Here is a 20,871-nt window from a genome sequence, read left to right as displayed (position 1 = left end):
GAACTCCGAAGATAATTACAGCAAATTGATATTTTGCGAAGCTAATATAGTTCGTTGTTCATTATCCCATATACTTACTTGCACTTCGCCGATATGTGCTTTTTTAAGCATGAACATGCAAACACGCGATTGGCCAATACCGCCACCGATAGATGGAGGAAGCAGATCGTTTAATAACATCGTATGAAAAGGGAGTGTTGCACGTTCCAGACTGCCTCTGCGCTCTAGTTGGTGCAATAAAGCTTTCTTATCAACCCGAATACCCATTGAGGAAAGTTCGAACGCAGTATATAGAATAGGATTCCATACTAATATGTCACCATTCAAGCCCTTATTCCCATTTTCGTTATCGGTACTCCAATCATCATAGTCAGCCGCACGCCCGTCATGTGGAAATCCGTTACTAAGCTCGCCTCCGATACCATAGATAAAGACGGCACCGTACTCTTTGGCAATAGCGTTTTCTCGCTCCTTAGGTGTTAAGTGAGGATATTTTGCTAAGAGTTCTTCGGAAGCAATGAAATGAATATCTTTAGGAAGCACAGCTTGTTTCTCCGGATACCGTTGCGCTACTTCTTGTTCTGTTTCATAAAGTGCTTGATAAATTTTTAATACAGTGTCTTTTAGATAAGGCAACGTACGATTCTCACTATCGATGTGTTTTTCCCAGTCCCATTGGTCTACATAGATAGAGTGAATGGGGCTATAGTCTTCATCTGGCCGTAAAGCACGCATATCGGTCAGTATACCTTCTCCAGGCTGTATTTCCAATTCTGTTAATCGTACTCTTTTCCATTTCGCTAAGGAATGTACGACAACAGCACGCTGTTCGTTTAATGATTTAATAGGAAATCCTACGGGGCGTTCGATGCCGTTGAGATCATCATTGATACCTGTTCCGTCCAATACAACCAATGGCGAGGAAACAGGGATGAGATTTAATACCTGAACTAGTTTCTGCGAAAAAATGTCCTTAACAAAGGTGATAGCTTGTTCTGTTTTTAATAAGTTACGTCCCATAAAAATGTTAGCGCTCAAAATATCATAATCCAGTTATTAAAGATTGATATTTTTTTAAATTTTATAAGCAAAAATAAAGGTTTTATTAACAAAACAAATGATGTTTTGAAAATATTACTAAAAAGGGAGTTGTTTGAACAACTCCCTTTTAATAATATCCTGAAGAATAGGCTTATACGGAGAAACTTTCGCCACATGCGCACGTGCGCGATGCGTTCGGATTGTGAAACTCAAACCCTTTACCTTCAAGTCCGTCCGAGTAATCCAGCTCTGTTCCTGCTAAATAGAGGTAAGATTTTATGTCTAAACAGATTCTAATACCTTTGTCCTCGCAAAACTGATCTCCCTTTTTCTCTTCATTATCAAACGATAGTTTGTAGGAAAGACCAGAACATCCGCCGCTTTCCACTGCAACGCGAACAAAGTAACTCAGGTCGTAACTCTCCTGTTCCATAATCTGCTCGATGCGTTGCTTTGCTTTATCTGTGATTGTTACCAATTCGTTCATCGTTTTTTCTTATTGAATATACAAAAATCGTTATTCTTTTTTTTACTTCCAATTATTGGCGGTCGAAGGAATGTCAAAAAAAATGTAAATACATTTGCTATAATCATCATTCTATCGACCCATCTTTAAAAAGTTGCCAAATAGGGGAGGTAGTGCGCAGCCGTTGAACTGCCTTGACTAAATCATCCACTGTTTGTTCTACATCCGCTTTCGTAGTGAATTTACTCAAGCTAAAACGGACACTGGCATAGGCGTCATCATCGCTAACACCCATCGCTTTTAGGACATGTGATGGATCCAATAAACCAGAGGTACAAGCAGAACCCGAAGAGAGTGCAATATGGGGGAGGGCAGCCATGATTTCGGCTGCTTTAATATGTCGCAAAGCTATAAAGCTGGTGTTGTGTAACCGCGGAGCCTGTTCGCTATGAATAATGACTTCTGGAATTCGAAGCTTGATTTGTTTTTCCAGCTCGTCCCTGTATTGTACGATCTGCGGATGGGCATTTGACATTTCCAGTGCCTTCCCACAACCTACAATATTTGGAACATTTAATGTTCCGCCACGAAAGCTATTTTCTTGCTGTCCACCTGATATTAACGGGGGGATCTGTATCGGTTTACGTTTGCGACGTACATATAGTGCACCTATACCTTTGGGACCATGGAACTTATGTGCACTAAAGGTCAGGATATCAATGGGAATCTGTTGTAAATCTATGTCCTGTTTGCCAACCAGCTGTGTCGCATCGCAGAAAAACAATACGTCTTTCTCTTGACATATTTGTGCAATTTCCGGGATAGGGTGTACGGCACCCGATTCATTGTTAGCCGCCATGATGCATACCAAAATAGTGTCCGAGCGTACGTTGTCCCGCAGCATCTGTAAATCTATTACGCCATTATGATCAACGGGCAGATATGTTATTTCCATACCGTTCCGTTCTAATTGGGCACAAGTTGTCAAGACGGCTTTGTGTTCCGTTTGACAAGTAATGATATGTTTTCCTTTTCGAGCATAAGCATAGGCAATTCCTCGAAGCACCGTGTTGATACCTTCTGTTGCACCAGAATTAAAGAAAATTTCACTCTCCTTTACATGAAACTTCTGCGCGATTTGTTCACGTGCCAACGCTACGGCCTGGTTGGCTTCACGCCCGATTCGGTGCTGTACGGCGGAGGGGTTCCCGTAAGACTCCTGTAAGAAAGGAAGCATCGCATCCAACACCAGCGGATCTATTTTAGTGGTGGCGTTATTATCTAGGTATATCCATGACATCGTGTTAAAGATAAGCAAAAGGTTCGTTTCTATATAGTGAAATCTCAATCTAGCGAGCGTGTGAGAATGTAATAACGGTAAGCAAGTAATGCTTGTTCCCATTTACTCAATTTACTGGGGTCTTTTCCAGATAATTTAGGTAAAACCGCTTTGTTAAATTTGTTCAAAAGACGAAAAATACTTTTTGCCATGACATTTTCTGTTTGGACTCTAATACATAAATAAACAAACAGCCCAATAAAACGTTTTTATCGCAGTAAAAGAACCTTCTCCCTGTTCCAGGTAAAGGCGGTAAACAGAATTGCCAGTCCACAGGATAATAATACAATTTCAAAGCTTGCGTTCCATCCGCTGTGGTCTACAACAGCGCCAAGAGCAGCATTAGCCAACAGGTCGCCGATAAAATAGCCGAACAATCCTGTTAATCCGGCGGCGGTACCCGCCGCTTTTTTAGGGACTAAGTCCAGTGCCTGTACCCCAATGAGCATAACCGGTCCATAAATCAGAAAGCCGATAGCCCATAAGGAACCATTTACAAGCCAAGCCGTTTCCCCCGGAGTTAACCAATAAAGGAGTACCGCCAGGAACGTAACTGTCATATAGATAATCGTGACAGGAGCACGACGTCCCTTGAATATCTTATCGCTCATCAATCCACACAGGATAGTGCCTGGTATGGCTGCTAGTTCGTAGATGGAGGCAGACCACGTAGCTTCGGATGCCGTAAAATGTTTGGCCTCCTGCAAATAAGTAGGTGCCCAGTTGATAATTCCGTTGCGTACTAAATAGACAAAAGCATTGGCGATAGCGATAAACCATAACATTTTGTTGTTAAAGACATATTTAAAAAAGATATCTTTCGCACTAAATTCTTTCTCCTGCGACTTGTCATACGTTTTGGGGTAATCGTTATTATGTTCCTCAATAGGAGGAAGGCCACGAGATTGAGGAGTATCGCGTACTAACAATATGGATATTAAAGCAACGAGTATTGCCGCTAAACCCGGAAAATAAAGACGCGCTTGCCAATCCATAAATAATTCGACACCCAAGATAGCCAATGGACCCACTAAAAAACCGCCAACATTATGTGCAAGATTCCAGATAGACATGGCGGTACCCCGCTCCTTGATCGAATACCAGTGCACCACCACGCGACCGCAGGCAGGCCAACCCATACCTTGTACCCAACCGTTGACAAACAGAAGGGCAAATATGATTCCTATAGACGATGTCGCAAAAGGCGAAAAGCCCATAAAGATCATGGTCAAAGCCGAAAGAATTAGCCCTGTTGCCAGGAAATATCGAGCATTGCTCCGATCGGAAACATTACCCATAAGAAATTTGCTCAGACCATAAGCGATCGATATGGCCGACATCGCAAAACCTAGCTCAGCTTTGCTATAACCCAACGAATCCTGCAAGTCCTTGACAGCAAACGAAAAATTCTTACGAACGAAATAATAAGCAGCATACCCTATAAATATACCGATGAAAACTTGCAGCCGTAACCTCTTATATTCGGCGTCTATTTTATCGGCTGGTAATTGAGGTTTGTGTGCCGCTGGTTTGAAAATACTAAACATATGGATTTGATAACGTGATAGAGTCGTAAATACGGTCGATAAAACTAAAACAAATTAGGGTAGTCGCTAATAATACCATCCACTCGGAGAGCCTCCAATTTTTCTATTTCTTTTTTGTCATTTACCGTCCAAGGAACGACCTTGATGCCAGCTTTATGCGCATCTCTGACCAAGCTAGGCGTAGCCAATGAATAATGCGGACTAATGATGAATGGCGTATAACCAAGTTCGTCTACAAGTTCTTTTATTGATTTCTTATTCCCGCTTCCAACCAGATAGGATGTTTTTATCTGCGGGTAGACTCTATTGATGTATTGAATAGTGCGTTTATCAAAGGATTGTATGACTGTTCTGGCGGCTATTCCCTTATCAGCAATAACTTGTAATAGCAAGTCGGAAAATTCTTGCGGATTAGGATGATATTCGCCATCTTTTCCTTCTTTGCTTTTCGTCTCGATGTTGTAAAAGATCGGCGTGTTTCTCTTATCTTTCGCGTAGATTTCTGCCTCATCGATAAGGTCGGATAATAATGCAATGGAAGTAGGGATTTTCTTTTGTTCTGGGAAATCTTCGTAAAACTTACTGCCAATATCAAATTTTGCCAATTCAGCATAATTATAATCGTATATGATTCCCTTATTATCTTTCCCTGATAGAGGTCTTCCATCTGTGTATTGGACAAATTTGGGATTTAAATAATGGTCGTGATACACGACCACTTTATTATCTTTCGTGATGTGGCAATCCATTTCCAGTGTCGTAACCTTTGGTAAGTCTATCGCTGTTTTCATGGCACCAATAGAATTTTCCGGATAAAGACCACGTGCGCCCCGATGTCCCTCATAAGAGAACGTAGGAAAAGTATCGATATCGAGTTTTTGTTTATTTAATGAAGACAAAGAACCGCAAGCGTTAAGTAAAATAAGTGTACCTATAGTTAGGGTTGTCTTGAAATATCGTTTTTTTATAGTCATTCTGATAAATCATTAGATGGATGCTGGTATGTTGTGTACTAATAAATGGCAACATACATGGTAGTGGCTATGAGCGCCCCTATAATAGGACCTACTATAGGTACCCAAGCGTAAGCTGCATCAAAAGATGCTTTATTTCGGATAGGTAATGCAGCATGCATGATACGTGGGCCCAAATCGCGGGCTGGATTTATGGCATAGCCCGTTGTTCCACCTAATGAGAGACCAATAACCCATACCAGAAAAGCAACTGGGATAGCGCCTATAGAACCTAAACCGATAGGAGTGCTCTCATCTGTCCCTCCGAGCGATGCATCCGTGAAATGCAAAATCGTGAATATAAGAACGAACGTACCGACAATTTCACTGATAAGGTTAATAGGCAGATTTCGGATTGCCGGGGCGGTACAGAATACCGCCTGCTTCGTCCCTGCATCGTCTGTTCGGGAGAAATGGTCTTTATATACTACCCATACGATAAAAGCGCCTACCATCGCCCCGAGGAGCTGCGCTGCCATATAAGATAAAGAAGTTATTAAATCCAGTTTGCCAAGGGCAAGGTTCGCGACGGTAACGGCCCAATTCAGGTGTGCGCCACTATACGGGCCCGCTATAGTCACTCCTACAAATACGGCCATCGCCCAGGCGGTTGTGATAACTATCCATCCGCCGTTATTGCCTTTTGTGTCTTTCAACACGACATTTGCCACAACGCCTCCCCCCAATAAAATCATGGAAGCTGTACCAATTAATTCTGCCAAAAAAGGTGTCATAATAATGCGATTAAAATTAGCTATCTTATTTATTGTCTGCCCAGAATTTTACGGTATCTGTAGCTCTTTTCCACTGGCGGAGCAGCTGTTGGTATTTCTTTTTCGTATCGGCAACAAATGTCCTTTCTTCTTGCCATAAAGTTTGCAGCTGGTCAATATCTTTCCAGAAACCGACCGCTAAACCTGCCAGAAATGCGGCACCCATAGCTGTAGTTTCTGTGATGGCCGGACGAATGACATTGGTCTTTAAAATGTCAGCTTGAAACTGCATGAGGAAACTGTTTTGTGTGGCACCGCCATCTACCCGAAGCTCACGGATTTTTGACTTAGCATCCAATTCCATCGCTTTTAGTATATCATAGGTTTGATAAGCAATGCTTTCCAATGCAGCTCGTGCAATATGAGCATCATTCGAACCACGAGATAATCCAAGAAGTGTTCCTCTAGCGTCTGGATTCCAGTGTGGTGCGCCCAACCCCGAAAATGCCGGAACGAGGTAAACGCCGTCCGTACTCTCTACACTCATGGCTAATTGCTCAACGTCACTTGCTTTTTTGATAATTCCCAATTCGTCGCGTAACCATTGAACAACAGCTCCTCCGATGAAAATACTGCCCTCTAATGCATAGTTGACCTCTTTGCCAATTTTCCACGCGACTGTTGTTACCAATTTATGCGTGGAGATCACCGGTTTTTTGCCGATATTCATCAGCAAGAAGCAGCCCGTTCCGTAGGTGTTTTTTGCCATGCCCTTTTGCGTGCACAATTGGCCAAACAAAGCAGCTTGTTGATCGCCGGCAATACCGGCAATAGGAATCGGCCGGGCACCTAACGTTGTGCTGGTTTCTCCATATATTTCAGAACTATCACATACGGTAGGCAACATGGATGCGGGAATATCAAAAATATCTAACAGTTCCTCGTCCCACGCTAACGTATGGATATTGAAGAGCAGCGTACGCGATGCGTTGGTGACATCTGTAATATGTTTTCCACCATCGGTTAAGTTATAAACAAGCCAGGAATCTATTGTGCCAAAAGCCAATTCGCCCTTTTCGGCTAATTTACGTGCTCCTTTAACATGAGTAAGGATCCAATTGATTTTCGACGCTGAGAAATAAGCATCAATCAAAAGACCGGTTTTCTCTTGTATGGTTTGGGCCAAGCCTTTTTTTACAATCGATTGGCAATAGGCTGCAGTACGTCTGTCTTGCCAAACAATAGCGTTGTGTATCGGTTCGCCGGTTTTTCGGTTCCAAACAACCGTGGTCTCGCGCTGATTCGTAATACCTATGGCTTTGATAGACTCTAATTTTATTTTGGCTTTCGCAATAACTTCCGTTAATACACTAAGCTGTGATGACCATATTTCCCGCGCATCATGTTCAACCCACCCCGACTGGGGAAATATCTGTGTAAACTCCTTTTGGGCGATGTTTTCAATTTCACCCTTCTTATTGAAAAGGATTGCCCTGGAACTTGTAGTACCTTGGTCTAGCGCTAAAATAAATTCTTTCTTCATTCGAATAACATGTTTAAGGCTTATCCCAACGTGGGATTACTATGGTTGCTTATTTCGGGATACAATGTATAATTTTTTACTAAGAGTTCATAATCTGTGAGCTCTCTATTTATCCATTCGTTGTCTTTGTCCAATTGTTCTGCCATGATTTTAGCGACCAGCGGAGCAGCTTCTAAGGAAGCCTGTGCATCCAATAACAACAGTCGAATCCGTCTGGCAAGAAAATCTTCCACTTTTACAATCATCTCATTTTTACACGCCCAGATAACCTCGGCAACTGTAAAATCATGATCCTTATGTATTTTTTCCGCAAGGGAGGGATTATTATCCATCAATTTTTGGATAGCGATCATATCGGAACCGTACACTTGCCAGTGTCCCGGATGTTTGTCTTTCGTATATCCGTGTAATGGAAGATGGTTGGTCTTGCAGGGATTATCAGGAAGTTTTCCCGTTTTAATCGCTAAATCGACGGTTTCTTCTCCCATTTTCCGATAGGTTGTCCATTTACCCCCCGTGATGGTGATGAGCCCCGATTCGCTTTTGATGAGCTTATGATCTCTGGAAATTTCTTTCGTACTGTTGCTATCGCCGTTTGTAGGTGCAGCCAGTGGCCTTAGTCCAGCAAAGACACTTCGTATGTCTGCCCGGGTAGGAGCATTTTCCAAATATTCGTCGGCTGTCGTAAGGATAAATTCTATTTCTTCTTCCAGTGGTCGGGGTTCAATTTGGTGCTCGTTTAGCGGGGTATCGGTTGTCCCCAATAAAACTTTTCCATGCCACGGAACGCCGAAGAGAACACGTCCATCACTTGTCTCCGGTATCATAAGCGCATCTTGGTTACCTAAAAACTTTTGGTCAATGACAATATGCGCACCCTGGCTTGGGCGTACAAGATTTTTATGTGTGGGCGTATCCAATTTAAGAATATCATCTACGAAAATTCCCGTAGCGTTGATAACTGCCTTAGCCTGTACCTCATATACTGTTCCGCTTTCTCTATCTAGGAAAGAAAGCCCGTTTACTTTTCCGCTGGCATCTTTTCGGATAGCTGTTGCCTCTGCATAATTGAGTGTTACGGCGCCGTATTCGGTAGCTGTTTGAGCAAGATTTATGGCTAGGCGGGCGTCATCAAATTGCCCATCAAAATATTGTATCCCACCACGTAAGCCTCTGGTCTTTACTTTAGGAAGCTTTTCTACTACTTCCTTTTTGCTTAACAGGGAGGATTTACCAATTCGTAAGCTACCCGCCATCCAATCGTATAATTTAAGACCGATAAGGAACTTTAATTTGTTGAATATGCTGTAGGAGGGAATGACGAAGCTCTGTACGAAAGAAACGTGGGGTGCGTTCTGAAAAATCAAACCACGTTCTTTCAAGGCTGAATACACGAGCTTGATATCTCCATTCGCTAAATAACGTACACCGCCATGAACCAACTTCGTGCTTTTACTTGACGTGCCTTTAGCAAAGTCATACTTTTCTATTAAAAGCGTTTTGTAGCCTCGAGCGGCGGCATCTAACGCAATACCCAATCCCGTTGCTCCGCCACCAATGATGGCAATATCCCATGCGCTATCGTTTTTTATTGTTTTTATAGCTTCGGTTCGTGTGAAAATCATTTTGATTCGTTTCGTTGATTTCTTTGTGTGTTGTAAAATTAGTAAAAAACGTAAACAAACGAAACTTTTTGAAATTTTTTTGAATTTTGATTTGCTATTCGAATGGAATGCGTATCTTGGAGCTATGAATAACGTCGAACGCCATCAGTTTATAATCAAACAGATTGAAAAAAATGGCCATGTTTCTGTAGTTGATCTATGTGAAGAACTGAAAGTCTCTTCCGTTACTATCCGTAAGGATTTACAATTTTTAGAAGATGAAGGCATGGTCTTTCGCACCCACGGTGGAGCAACCAATGTGAACCCGTATCAAAAAGATCGTTCTATAAATGAAAAGGCGCTTTTACATTCAGAAGCTAAGAAATGCATTGGAGTAGCGGCAGCTAGGTTCGTGGAACCTAACGATTCCATTATTATTGCCTCGGGTACCACTATGCAGTATTTTGCAAAGGAGATTGTACCGCAAGAACGACTAACGGTGATCACATCTGCGATTAATGTAACGATGGAGCTTATCAAACACGAAAGTGTGGATATCATACAATTGGGAGGACCGGTAAGAAAGACATCTTCGTCTATTACTGGACGTTACGCGGAAGATTTATTAGGTGACTTTTTTTGCTCTAAGTTGTTCCTTGGTGTGGATGGTATTGATGCAGAGTTCGGGATTACCACAACAAATGCGCAAGAAGCCCTTTTGAATCGCAGAATGATGGAATCTGCGCATAAGGTTATTGTTTTGGCAGACGCTTCTAAGTTTGATAGAAAGAGTTTGGGCAAGATTTCTTCATTGTCCAAAGTAGATATGATTATCAGCGATAGTATACCTGCCAAATACCAACAATTATGTGACAATCTAGGGATTGAACATAAAACATGTGGAGGATAAGCTTAGCTATTTGCTTTCCGTATCTGTGCTTCCAGTATGCCGTCGATGACAATGCTGATGTTTCCCATTAGACTTGCATCGCGCCGTAATTCCGAGAGTGTGACTTTCGTGTCTTCTCGAATCTTTGCCATACTATATGTGTTGATCGACTGGATAATGGGAATAGTAATGTATTGCTTGGCCTCTGCAATTTTCCCGCCGAGTATGATTACTTCCGGATTGAACAGCTGTATAAGGGTGGCAATACCTTTGCCCAAGCTGTTTCCTAGTTTGGACAACATGCTTATCGCAAATTGGTCACCCTGATTAGCGGCTTCGATAACGATATGCGGCTCTATCTCATTGATTTCCTGCCCGGATAAGCGGTTTAGTAAAGAGTGTTGTCCCGACTTGATGCCTTCTTTTACCATTCTGGCAAGGGCGATTCCGGAAGCTACGGTCTCCAGGCATCCTCGCTTGCCGCAGTAGCATAAAGCGCCGTCTTCCACAAAAGGCATGTGGCCGATCTCACCGGAAAATCCTTTGGCTCCCTTTCTAACTTTTCCATCCATAATAATGCCCAAACCAATTCCCCAATCCAACAAGACGACCAGTGCGTCTTTCCGGTCTTTGGCCAATCCGTGACGAGATTCGGCAATGGTAGCCGATTTAACGTCGTTTTCAATAAATACCGGATAAGGAAACACTTGTTCGAGGTTCTCTCTCAAGTTAAAATTTCCTTCCGAGAGATAGGTATAGTTGATGTATTCCTCACTACTGATCAGGCCAGGCATACTCATTCCGATTCCAAGTATTTTGTTGGTATCAATGTCCGAATCCTGGATCAGCGCATCAATAAAATCTCGAATCGTATGGAGGACGGATATATCTTTGGAAATGGAAAGCGGTAGTTGTCTAATGCCGCTAACATTATTGTTGTTGTTGTCAAAAATAGCGGCTCGTACGTGAAATCGCTCCATGTCTATGCTCACGACATAGTAAGCGCTATCCTTCAATCCATAGAGATCCGGTTTTCTTCCGCCGACAGATACACCCTTCCCTTTTTTTTCTATCAGATCGAGATCGGTAAGTTCCGTCATCAGATTTTGGCACGTGGGATGGCTTATACCAAGTTTTGTAAATAATTCTAGTATAGAGGACGGGCCATTTTCATATAACTGTTTTATTAAATTGATTTTTTGAGCATATTTTTTTCGGTCGACATTCCCCATGTCAACAATGCTTTGATGAATGGTACCAAGTATAGGATCGGCTAATGACATCTGATATAATTAAAACTGCTATTCTTTGAAATTTTTAATAAAGATAATTTTTATTTCTAAATTTTATATTAATCAAGTAATTTTTTTGAAAAATATAATTTATGTTTTTGTTTTAGTGGGAAAAATAGTATAATTTGGCTTTTAAGAATAGGTTGGGAGAATAAAAGGTGACAAGGAGTTATCGTTAATATCGACGTAATGAAATTGGAGAATCCAAAATATAATAGTAGAATCTCAAATCATAAAGAATATTTAAAACCTAATTTAATCAATAAACAAGCATGAGTGAAAATAAAACATCAAGACGTAATTTTCTGAAGAAGACGTTGATTGGTGCGGCAGCTTTTACCATTGTGCCCAGACACGTGCTCGGCGGTAAAGGTTTTCTTGCACCCAGTGACCATTTAACCAAAGGAGTAATCGGTGTCGGATCCATGGGAAGAGGGCATTTCAAATATGCTGGTACAAAAACAGTAGCCATTTGTGATGTAGATACCAGACACTTAGCAATAGCACAAAAAGCCCTTGGTGGAGGAGTGACAGAACATCACGACTTCCGCGAATTGATCCAAAACCCCGAAGTAGATATTGTACATATTGCGACACCGCCACATTGGCATGGTATCATGGCGGTAGAAGCTGCCCGCTCAGGTAAGGATATCTGGTGTGAAAAGCCGATGACGCGTACGATTGGGGAAGGCAAAAAAGTAAAAGAAGCGGTAGCACAACATGGGAATATTTTTAGATTAAATACCTGGTTCCGCTTTGATGCTAACTTCTATGGGATGAATGTGCCCGTCAAAAAAATCAAAAAATTAGTCGATACTGGTATGCTGGGATGGCCGTTAAAAGTCACGATCAGCAAGCACACGGGGTTTGACTGGAAGTTTTATTGGGTTGGACGCGAGAATCTGCCCGTAGAACAGGTTCCCAAAGAATTGGATTACGAAATGTGGTTAGGACCGGCTCCGCATAAACCTTATAGTACGCACCGTGTGCATACGACATTCCGTGGATATTGGGATTACGACGGGGGTGGATTAGGTGATATGGGGCAGCACTATCTCGATCCTGTTCAATATTTTCTGGGCAAAGACGAAGAAAGTCCTATAACGATTGAAGTGGATGCACCACAACAGCATTCGGATGCTGTGGGAACCTGGCGAAAAATTACCTATACTTATGCTGACGGATGCCAGATTGTATTGGATGGCGCAGGTACGGAGGAAGGATTGGCCTATATTGAAGGACCGAAGGGAAAATTGTATAAAGGATTCGTATCCGATATCCCCGATATGGAGCGAAAATTGGCGCAATACCCAGATCCTGCTCCGCAGATGACTGATTTTGTAGAAGCCTGCCGGACAAGACAAAAATTCGCGTTGAATGAACAAAACGGTTATTATTCAGCCACATTGGTTAATTTAGGATTGGCAGCCCTACGCTTAAACCGGACGCTGAAATTCGATTCCGCGAAACAAGCGTTTGTGGATGATGAAGCAGCAAACAGATTAATTGATCAACCTATGCGTGGTCCTTGGATTATCTAAATTAACCTATTGAAAAATGAAGAAAGTATTTAATACATTATCAGCACTTTTGCTTATACAGGTTGCGGCGTATGCACAGCAACCGGCAAACAGGACTTCAGCAACGAAAATTGCGGACGTGTTGGCGCAGCAACCGGCTGAAGAAATAAACAAATTTACAGCTGCCATGAAGGAACTCCAAAACTTCACGGCAGAGGATGTGGCGAATCTGCTTACAGGGCTAAAACCGCAAGGCGGAAATAATGCCGCAACAGAATATGCGGCTAATTCCTATTCCTTTTACGTGATGCAGCCGGGTATGGAGGCGCAACGCGAAATCTTTTCTAAAGGATTGATATTGGCGTTGGAAAGATTGCAAGACAAGGACAATAAAGGCTTTGTGTTACAATTGATGAGACAGGCTTCGAAAAATGAAGCAATCGATGTGCTCGTTCCGTACTTGAAAGATGAATATCTTGTCGATAAAGCGGCGATGGCATTAAACGGTATCCGTACGCCGGAAGCAGCGCAGGCGTTGTCGAATGCCTTAGCGTCGTCGGCTTCTGAAAAAACGACAACAGCTATCGTAGGCGCCTTGGGCGATCTGCGCTCAAAAAGTGACGAAGAGGCTATCATTGCTACATTAGCAAAATATACGTCTGAGAATTACCAACGCAACGCTTATACTGCATTGAGTAAAATTGCCGGTACGAAATCGGCTCCGGTGTTTTTGGCAAAGCTAAAAGGAGTTAATTATCAATTTGATAAAACCAATATTGGCGGGCTGACATTGGATTATGCCAATAACTTATTGGATGAAGGACAGCAAAAGCAAGCTATTGCTATCGCCAATATTATTGCTAAAGAGGCTGCAAAAGCGGAAGCGCCAACATTACAGGTCGGCGCGTTGACGCTATTGACAAAAGCAAACCCGGCAAAAACGCGTAAGCAATTGATGAAAGCGGCGTTGAGCAACGATCCGTTGTATCGTGCGGCGGCATCGGATCTTTTGGCGGAAAATGGAACAGATGCAGATACCAAAAAGCTGATCGGGACATTGCGGAAATCTTCGCCAGAGGTGCAGGAGAGTATCCTCAACTACCTGGCAGCGGAAGGTACGGAGGCACTCGTGCCAGATATCAAAAAATCACTGGGCAATTTAAAGTATACAAGGGCAAAAATTGCCGGCTTAAATACGCTTTCTAAACTATCCAGTGATGGTAGTACAGATTACCTGATTTCGGAGTTACCAAATGCTGATGAGACGACGACGCAAGCTATCGAAGCATTGCTACTATCTTCAAAAGATACAGAAGTCGTTGAAAAAATTAACAACGCCATTGCAGGCGCAGATACAAAAACGAAGTTGGCGTTGCTGAAAGTTCTGGCCACGCGCACGAATGCGAACTCGTCGAAAGTCGTTCTACCATTATTAACGGCTAGTGATAACCATGTGAAAGTAGCGGCATTGAAAGCGCTGCCAAATGTGGTAAATCCCGACCATGTAGATGCATTGGTTAATGTATTGGCTAGTATGTCAGAAAGTGATGCCCGTTATGTACAAGAGGCATTGGTCATTGCCTTAAACGCGCGTAGTGACAAGGACGCGAAAATAAATCAGTTAGCGGTGGAAACTTCAAGAAACCCTACACCGGCTTCTGCAAAACTTTTCCCTGTATTTGCAGGTGTGGGCGGCAAGGAATCCTTGAAAACAGTCAAAGGCTTCTTGAAAAATAATGAACTCAAAAATTCAGCTGTTCTCGCGCTTGCGAATTGGTCTGACCCAGAGGCTTTGCCTATGCTGATCGAATTATCTAGGTCTGAACGCGTCAACGAACATTTTGGTGCAATTTTCAACGGTTTGGTTAAGCATATTAACGCGAGTGAACATACCAATGTGCAGAAAACGTTGCTGTTAAAAGATGCGTTTGAGCTGGCAGAAAGCACCGCACAAAAGCGCACCGTATTAAGTAGCTTGCAGGCAACAGGTACTTATCAGGCGCTGATGTTTGCTGCAAGGTATATGGATGATAAGGACTTGACGGGTGCTGCGACAAATACGGCAATCAATATTGCTACGGACAGTTATAATTTTATTGGAACAGATGTCCGTAATATCTTGAATAAAGCAATGGAGAATCTGTCTGGCAGTGAGAGTTCTTACTTACGGGAAGCCATCGTCCGTCACCTAACGGAAATGCCGGCAGGAGAAGGCTATCGGTCTATCTTTAATGGTACGGATCTTACAGGTTGGAAAGGTCTTGTTGAGAATCCTATCAAGCGTGCAGCAATGTCTCCAAAAGAATTGGAGCAAAAGCAAGCTGTAGCCGATAAGAAAATGCGTGATAGTTGGAGAGCGGTTAAGGGTGAACTCGTTTTCTCGGGAGAGGGTGATAATATCGCGACGGTAAAGCAATATGGTGATTTTGAGATGCTGGTGGATTGGAAACTGGATCCTAACGGGAAAGAGCCGGATGCAGGCGTTTATCTTCGCGGTACTCCACAGGTGCAGATATGGGATATCGCACGTACGAATGTAGGTGCGCAAGTCGGATCCGGTGGTCTATACAACAATAAAAAATATCCATCCACACCATTGAAAGTTGTCGATAATGCGCTGGGCGAATGGAACACATTTAAAATCCGCATGGTGGGTGAGAAAGTATGGGTATGGTTAAACGGTGAATTAGTTGTAGACAATGTAACACTTGAAAACTATTGGGATCGCAACCAATCTATTTTTCCAGTTGAACAGATCGAACTCCAAGCACATGGATCACAAGTGTGGTACCGGGATATATATGTAAAAGAGCTCGCGCGTAAAGAAACATATACGTTGAGTGAGGAAGAAAAGAAAGAGGGCTTTGAGATGTTATTCGATGGTAATGATCTCGATAAGTGGACAGAAACGCCGGCTTACGAAGTAACACCGGAAGGTTATATCAGAGCAAATCCGGATGCCAAGTTTGGTAAGAACCTTTATACGAAAAATGAATACGACGATTTTGTGTACCGTTTTGAATTTAAATTGACGCCTGGTGCCAATAATGGGGTAGGTATCCGTACGCCATTAGAAGGAGATGCAGCCTATGCAGGTACGGAAATACAGATTTTAGATAATGATGCAGAGATTTACAAAAATCTGAAAGAATATCAATATCATGGTTCCGCCTATGGTATTATTCCTGCGAAACGCGAAGGTATGAAGCCGATCGGCGAATGGAATGAACAAGAGATCCGTGTGCAAGGCGATAAGATCAAAGTAACACTTAACGGTGTGGTTATTCTAGATGGTGATCTTGCGGAAGCTTCAAAAAATGGAACCTTGGATGGCAAGAAACATCCTGGGTTAAGCAAAAAATCGGGGCATATTGGTTTTCTAGGACATGGTTCAGAAGTTTTCTTCAGAAATATACGGGTGAAGAGTCTTTAGTGAATGTGTTGTCAGTATAGCAAAAAGGAGTTGCATTTTAAGCAGCTCCTTTTTTAATGCAAACTATTTTGTCTTTGCCTTGTACTATTCATATAATGATTGAAAAATATGTTTGATGTTGATATCAAAAACTTACTAATAGAAAGCATTGAGTGGCATTTTATTACAGAAATAATTTTGCGTACCGCCATCATGTTTTTGATGATTTTATTGGTACTCCGCCTATCAGGAAAGAGAGGAGTACGTCAGCTTACATTGTTTGAAGTGGCAATTATACTGGGGTTAGGCTCTGCTGCCGGCGACCCGATGTTCCAAGAGGATATACCTGTTTTTCACGCTTTAGTCGTCTTTGCCGTCGTTATGACGATATACAAAACATTAACGTGGATAGCGTCTAAATCACTTTCCATCCACCGAATCCTAGAGGGCAAAGAGATGACTGTGGTCGAAAACGGGGTGTTCAGTGTAAAAAATGAGAAAGACAATGATTTTTCTACCGTAGAATTTTTTGCGGAGTTGCGTAATCAGTCTGTCGAGCATCTGGGCCAGGTAAGAACGGCCGTATTGGAAACAGATGGTACCATCAGTGTACTATTTTATACTGATGAAGAAGTGAAGTTTGGTTTACCGTTGTTCCCCGATGTTTACAAGGAAGCTGATTTATCTGCTTCTGATAGCGTACTGGCTTGTATGAATTGTGGTTGTATACAGCAGCGCGATCACATATTGAAGAATTCTACGTGTCCGCGTTGTAGACATGGTAAGTGGGCTAAGGCGCTGAACACACGACGGATAGTGTAGCGATAGGTTGAAAATAGTAGCTGAGAAGATTTGAAGGATTTATACTAAGCGATTTTTTAGCGTAACTGGATAAATAAATAAACTATTCAATGGATTTAATTGTTGAACATGAGAAACAAAAAGGAAGTAAAGGATCGAAGTTAAAATGGAAAAGACAAAAATATTATTAGCGGAAGATCATCTAGTAGTCAGAAACGGCATCAAGCTGCTTTTGGACGCTCAGGATAATTTTGAAGTCGTAGCAGATGTAGGCAGTGGCAAGGAAATATTGGATTTGGTGGGAGCTGGGGTGGAAGCGGATATTTTAATTACGGATTTAACCATGGATAACGTCGATGGATTACAGTTGATTAAAGAATTTAACCAAAAAAACATAGCGATACGTGTTATTGTATTAACCATGTTGGATGAAGAACAATATGTTGCACAATGTTTTCAATATGGAGCCAGGGCGTATCTCGTTAAAAATGTGACAGCAGATGAAATGCTTTTTTGTATAAATCACGTGGCCAAAGGCGGACGTTATCTGTGTGAAGAGCTTACGATGAAACTAGTGGATAAACTCATTAATAAAGAAGAGACCCGATCTTGTAAAATAGATCCGTCGGAGTTGTCACTGTCCTCGCGGGAAATGGAGGTGTTGGAGCTGCTTGGAGAAGGACTTACTAATCTAGAAATATCTAAGAAATTGTTTTTAAGCAAACGGACTGTGGAGGGACATAGACAAAGCTTAATTGATAAAACAAAATCAAAAAATACACCTGCGTTAATCAAATTTGCTATCCAAAATGGGTTACTGAAATAGGTTTATGGAAAATACAATGATAAAGCCTGTTATGCAAATAGATGAAGGAGCTCTAGCGGCTTGTGGAGAATTTCTCAAAGCCCATGGCTTAAAATTGTTGTGTGCCGAGAGTATGACCGCAGGATATCTAAGTTCGCTATGGTCGCTGGAATTTCACAGTGGTGATTATTTTTTAGGTTCGTTGGTCTGTTATGATGATCAATGCAAAACCCAACTGCTTTCTGTTCCAAAAAGTAAAATCGAAAAATATTGTGCAGAATCCGCAGTAGTAACCTTACGTATGTTAGATGGGTTAACGGGGGAATCTATTCCCAAAGCCGATGTGTTGATCAGTGTAACAGGATTGGCCTTTAAAACCAACAACCCAAAACAAAAAAGGGAAATAGGCACGGTTTATTATGCCTTTCGGTATAAAAAGGAAAAACGAATCTATAAAAAGCAATTTTCCGGAAACTCCGGTGCCATACTTATTCAGACCTGTAATAGTATATTTACGGACTTGATTAATTGGCTCCCCATGATAACTATGGTAGAGAAAAAACAAACAAATGACATAGCAAAAATTGGATAGGAAAAAGTTATTTTTTTAAAAAATGTAGAACAAAAACGGAATCTGTTGGTTCTTTAAGTAGACAATACATTAAAAGGAGGAAACAATGAATAAATTAACATGGAAAGGTCGTTGGAACGAAGTAAAAGGAAAAGTTAAACAGCAATATGCGGATTTAACAGACGACGACTTGTTATATGCTGAAGGTAAGGAAGACGAATTGTTGGGGAGATTACAAAAGAAAACAGGAAAGACTAAAGAAGAAGTAGAAGATTGGTTGAATAGTCTGGATTAAACTATAAATCCTGTTTGTAATTAAACTGACAAGTATGTTGGATGAAAAATAGGCTGCCTTTTTAAGGCAGCCTATTTTTTTGTATATTTTACTATTTAAAATGAATGGATTACGCTTTATACGGTTTGCTTATTTCTTTCTACTGTAGTGATTAGGTATTACTACTTAAATTGGAAAAAACTTCGAACTAATAAGGCAAATAAGATGTTCTATTTACAAACAAACATAAAATAGGTTATGGCACAGATGAATGAAAAAGGCAATATGCCAAATGCACATTTACACGAATTAATGGTAGATGAAATGAAGGACATTTTGGGCGCTGAACGTCAGCTGTTGAAAGGGTTAAAAAAACTAGCTAACGCGGCTAACAGCCCCACGCTTAAGAAAGCATTTGAAGAACACTACGAACAGACGGAAAATCATATAGAGCGTCTAAAATCAGCGTTTTCCAATCTAGGTCTCAACGGTCGTGGCAAAAAATGTAAAGCTATGGAAGGTCTACTAAAAGAAGCTGAGGAGATCATTGAAGAGTTTGAAGACAGCCCAGAGGTAGTAGACGCTGCATTGATTGCCGCAGCGCAAAAGGTAGAACACTACGAAATCGCGAGTTATGGATGTGTTGTTACTTATGCTAAATTGATGGGGCATACCGAGATTAAAGATTTGCTTGGGCAGACCTTAGCGGAGGAAAAGGAAACAGATGAATTATTGACGAAAATAGCGATGGAAGAAGCTAATGTGGGAGAGACCGCTTAGATCATAAGAAAGCCAGTAAACACTGGCTTTTTTTATTCCATACGACAAAAGCACTAATTAAACAGCGTCAATAACGAAATGAAAATTTAAAAAATAATGCGATGCTAGCAATGAATTATCGAGGGCCGTTTCGGGTGAGGGCGGAGAACAAACCAATGCCCGAAATACAGCATCCTCAAGATGCCATCCTTCAGGTAACGAGAGCGTGTATCTGCGGATCTGACCTCCACCTTTACCATGGAATGGTTCCCGACACACGGATAGGTACCACTTTTGGCCATGAATTTATAGGTGTGGTACGGGAAGTGGGTTCGTCCCTCCGTAACCTCAAGGTAGGCGACCGGGTGTTGGTTCCATTTAATATCGCCTGCGGTCAATGTGTTTTTTGTAAACAAGGTCTTTATTCCTGTTGTCATGAATCAAATGCCATGTCTACAGCGATAGGTGGTGTATTTGGTTATTCACATATCGCCGGAGGATTTGATGGCGGACAGGCAGAATACGTTCGTGTACCTTACGCAGATGTAGGCCCAACGGTGATTCCCGATGGACTTGACGAAGAGGACGCATTAATGTTAACGGACGTTTTACCAACAGGCTATCAGGCGGCAGAAATGGGCGGTATTAAAATAGGAGATACTGTAGTTGTGTTTGGCGCCGGTCCTGTCGGTATTATGGCGGCGCGTTGTGCATGGCTTTTCGGCGCCGGAAGGGTTATTGTCATTGACCATTTGGAATATCGCTTAGAGTTTGCTAGGAGATACGCGTCTTGTGAAGCTTATAACTTCAAATCTATGGATGATCCAGTGTTGTTCGTAAAACGGATTACGGACTTCTTAGGAGCAGATGTCTGTATTGATGCCGTCGGCTCTGACGCTTGCGGAAATGCGATGCAGACTATTACCGGAAAAAAGCTGATGTTGCAGGCTGGATCCGCCACAGCACTTCATTGGGCCATTAATTCAGTTAAAAAGGGAGGGATTGTGTCTATTGTAGGGGTGTATGGACCGACAGACAATCTCGTGCCTATTGGCAATGTTGTCAACAAGGGCATTACAATAAGAGCTGGCCAAACCTCTGTTAAACGTCTGTTACCGAAATTGATAGATTATGTACAAAACGGCATACTCCGACCGCGAGATATTATAACCCATCGATTCGCTTTAGAAGATGTTGCGGAGGCTTACCATGTATTCTCTGCTAAGCTAGATGAGTGTATCAAACCTGTTTTGGTTCCGCATCCTGTTCACTAAAACCATAG

The 20,871-nt window shown here is 42.0% G+C and carries 18 protein-coding genes; 9 read left to right on the top strand and 9 right to left on the bottom strand.

Annotated elements, in window-relative coordinates:
* Positions 1-15: 15 nt before the first annotated feature.
* The 8 genes from asnA to G5B43_RS08435 form a co-directional block, all read right to left on the bottom strand.
* Entirely contained in the window at positions 16-1,020 is a 1,005-nt protein-coding gene (asnA, locus tag G5B43_RS08470) for an aspartate--ammonia ligase (RefSeq protein WP_165294303.1), read from the bottom strand.
* A 172-nt stretch (positions 1,021-1,192) separates the two neighbouring features.
* Positions 1,193-1,519 carry a HesB/IscA family protein gene (locus tag G5B43_RS08465; RefSeq protein WP_165294481.1) on the bottom strand — a complete coding sequence of 109 codons (327 nt, stop codon included), beginning with the start codon at positions 1,517-1,519 and terminating at the stop codon, positions 1,193-1,195.
* A 115-nt stretch (positions 1,520-1,634) separates the two neighbouring features.
* On the bottom strand, positions 1,635-2,807 hold the full coding sequence (locus G5B43_RS08460) for a cysteine desulfurase family protein (RefSeq protein ID WP_165294302.1): 1,173 nt from the start codon (positions 2,805-2,807) through the stop codon (positions 1,635-1,637).
* A 248-nt stretch (positions 2,808-3,055) separates the two neighbouring features.
* Positions 3,056-4,393, bottom strand: a complete 1,338-nt coding sequence (gene glpT / locus G5B43_RS08455; protein ID WP_165294301.1) for a glycerol-3-phosphate transporter — start codon at positions 4,391-4,393, stop codon at positions 3,056-3,058.
* Positions 4,394-4,437: 44 nt separating this feature from the next.
* Complete coding sequence (locus G5B43_RS08450) at positions 4,438-5,367, bottom strand: glycerophosphodiester phosphodiesterase family protein (RefSeq protein ID WP_165294300.1); 930 nt, start codon at positions 5,365-5,367, stop codon at positions 4,438-4,440.
* Between the two features lie 38 nt (positions 5,368-5,405).
* Entirely contained in the window at positions 5,406-6,140 is a 735-nt protein-coding gene (locus G5B43_RS08445) for an MIP/aquaporin family protein (RefSeq protein ID WP_165294299.1), read from the bottom strand.
* A 25-nt stretch (positions 6,141-6,165) separates the two neighbouring features.
* Complete coding sequence (gene glpK / locus G5B43_RS08440; RefSeq protein ID WP_165294298.1) at positions 6,166-7,662, bottom strand: glycerol kinase GlpK; 1,497 nt, start codon at positions 7,660-7,662, stop codon at positions 6,166-6,168.
* Positions 7,663-7,682: 20 nt separating this feature from the next.
* A complete protein-coding gene (locus G5B43_RS08435) occupies positions 7,683-9,287 on the bottom strand; it encodes a glycerol-3-phosphate dehydrogenase/oxidase (protein ID WP_165294297.1) in 1,605 nt (534 codons plus the stop codon).
* Positions 9,288-9,411: 124 nt separating this feature from the next.
* Here G5B43_RS08435 and G5B43_RS08430 point away from each other — a divergent pair, with 124 nt between their 5' ends.
* Entirely contained in the window at positions 9,412-10,176 is a 765-nt protein-coding gene (locus G5B43_RS08430) for a DeoR/GlpR family DNA-binding transcription regulator (RefSeq protein WP_165294296.1), read from the top strand.
* Between the two features lie 2 nt (positions 10,177-10,178).
* On the opposite strand, the gene G5B43_RS08425 is transcribed toward G5B43_RS08430, so the two are convergent.
* A complete protein-coding gene (locus G5B43_RS08425; protein WP_206367289.1) occupies positions 10,179-11,438 on the bottom strand; it encodes an ROK family protein in 1,260 nt (419 codons plus the stop codon).
* 281 nt (positions 11,439-11,719) lie between these two features.
* Here G5B43_RS08425 and G5B43_RS08420 point away from each other — a divergent pair, with 281 nt between their 5' ends.
* From G5B43_RS08420 to G5B43_RS08385, 8 genes are all read left to right on the top strand, one after another.
* Positions 11,720-12,988 carry a Gfo/Idh/MocA family oxidoreductase gene (locus G5B43_RS08420; protein WP_165294295.1) on the top strand — a complete coding sequence of 423 codons (1,269 nt, stop codon included), beginning with the start codon at positions 11,720-11,722 and terminating at the stop codon, positions 12,986-12,988.
* A 16-nt stretch (positions 12,989-13,004) separates the two neighbouring features.
* Positions 13,005-16,400: a DUF1080 domain-containing protein gene (locus tag G5B43_RS08415; RefSeq protein ID WP_165294294.1), complete on the top strand. Its 3,396-nt coding sequence runs from the start codon at positions 13,005-13,007 to the stop codon at positions 16,398-16,400.
* A gap of 108 nt (positions 16,401-16,508) precedes the next feature.
* Positions 16,509-17,201: a DUF421 domain-containing protein gene (locus G5B43_RS08410; RefSeq protein ID WP_165294293.1), complete on the top strand. Its 693-nt coding sequence runs from the start codon at positions 16,509-16,511 to the stop codon at positions 17,199-17,201.
* Between the two features lie 145 nt (positions 17,202-17,346).
* Positions 17,347-18,006 carry a response regulator gene (locus G5B43_RS08405; RefSeq protein ID WP_165294292.1) on the top strand — a complete coding sequence of 220 codons (660 nt, stop codon included), beginning with the start codon at positions 17,347-17,349 and terminating at the stop codon, positions 18,004-18,006.
* A 16-nt stretch (positions 18,007-18,022) separates the two neighbouring features.
* Positions 18,023-18,577: a CinA family protein gene (locus G5B43_RS08400; protein ID WP_165294291.1), complete on the top strand. Its 555-nt coding sequence runs from the start codon at positions 18,023-18,025 to the stop codon at positions 18,575-18,577.
* An 85-nt stretch (positions 18,578-18,662) separates the two neighbouring features.
* Entirely contained in the window at positions 18,663-18,851 is a 189-nt protein-coding gene (locus tag G5B43_RS08395) for a CsbD family protein (RefSeq protein WP_165294290.1), read from the top strand.
* Positions 18,852-19,088: 237 nt separating this feature from the next.
* Positions 19,089-19,610, top strand: a complete 522-nt coding sequence (locus G5B43_RS08390) for a ferritin-like domain-containing protein (protein ID WP_206367288.1) — start codon at positions 19,089-19,091, stop codon at positions 19,608-19,610.
* Between the two features lie 101 nt (positions 19,611-19,711).
* On the top strand, positions 19,712-20,863 hold the full coding sequence (locus G5B43_RS08385; RefSeq protein ID WP_165294289.1) for a zinc-dependent alcohol dehydrogenase: 1,152 nt from the start codon (positions 19,712-19,714) through the stop codon (positions 20,861-20,863).
* Positions 20,864-20,871: the final 8 nt, after the last annotated feature.

Origin of the sequence: Sphingobacterium sp. SGR-19 (assembly GCF_011043555.1) — a bacterium.
Classification (GTDB): Bacteria; Bacteroidota; Bacteroidia; order Sphingobacteriales; family Sphingobacteriaceae; genus Sphingobacterium.
Note: the sequence above shows the minus strand (reverse complement) of the source record. Positions and strands in the feature narration are given on the sequence as shown.

Excerpts from the sequence above, each read along its gene's own strand:
- asnA (WP_165294303.1), bottom strand. The coding sequence starts at position 1,020 with ATGGGACGTAACTTATTAAAAACAGAACAAGCTATCACCTTTGTTAAG.
- G5B43_RS08460 (WP_165294302.1), bottom strand. The coding sequence starts at position 2,807 with ATGTCATGGATATACCTAGATAATAACGCCACCACTAAAATAGATCCG.
- glpT (WP_165294301.1), bottom strand. The coding sequence starts at position 4,393 with ATGTTTAGTATTTTCAAACCAGCGGCACACAAACCTCAATTACCAGCC.
- G5B43_RS08450 (WP_165294300.1), bottom strand. The coding sequence starts at position 5,367 with ATGACTATAAAAAAACGATATTTCAAGACAACCCTAACTATAGGTACA.
- G5B43_RS08445 (WP_165294299.1), bottom strand. The coding sequence starts at position 6,140 with ATGACACCTTTTTTGGCAGAATTAATTGGTACAGCTTCCATGATTTTA.
- glpK (WP_165294298.1), bottom strand. The coding sequence starts at position 7,662 with ATGAAGAAAGAATTTATTTTAGCGCTAGACCAAGGTACTACAAGTTCC.
- G5B43_RS08435 (WP_165294297.1), bottom strand. The coding sequence starts at position 9,287 with ATGATTTTCACACGAACCGAAGCTATAAAAACAATAAAAAACGATAGC.
- G5B43_RS08430 (WP_165294296.1), top strand. The coding sequence starts at position 9,412 with ATGAATAACGTCGAACGCCATCAGTTTATAATCAAACAGATTGAAAAA.
- G5B43_RS08425 (WP_206367289.1), bottom strand. The coding sequence starts at position 11,438 with ATGTCATTAGCCGATCCTATACTTGGTACCATTCATCAAAGCATTGTT.
- G5B43_RS08420 (WP_165294295.1), top strand. The coding sequence starts at position 11,720 with ATGAGTGAAAATAAAACATCAAGACGTAATTTTCTGAAGAAGACGTTG.
- G5B43_RS08415 (WP_165294294.1), top strand. The coding sequence starts at position 13,005 with ATGAAGAAAGTATTTAATACATTATCAGCACTTTTGCTTATACAGGTT.
- G5B43_RS08410 (WP_165294293.1), top strand. The coding sequence starts at position 16,509 with ATGTTTGATGTTGATATCAAAAACTTACTAATAGAAAGCATTGAGTGG.
- G5B43_RS08405 (WP_165294292.1), top strand. The coding sequence starts at position 17,347 with ATGGAAAAGACAAAAATATTATTAGCGGAAGATCATCTAGTAGTCAGA.
- G5B43_RS08400 (WP_165294291.1), top strand. The coding sequence starts at position 18,023 with ATGATAAAGCCTGTTATGCAAATAGATGAAGGAGCTCTAGCGGCTTGT.
- G5B43_RS08395 (WP_165294290.1), top strand. The coding sequence starts at position 18,663 with ATGAATAAATTAACATGGAAAGGTCGTTGGAACGAAGTAAAAGGAAAA.
- G5B43_RS08390 (WP_206367288.1), top strand. The coding sequence starts at position 19,089 with ATGGCACAGATGAATGAAAAAGGCAATATGCCAAATGCACATTTACAC.
- G5B43_RS08385 (WP_165294289.1), top strand. The coding sequence starts at position 19,712 with ATGCTAGCAATGAATTATCGAGGGCCGTTTCGGGTGAGGGCGGAGAAC.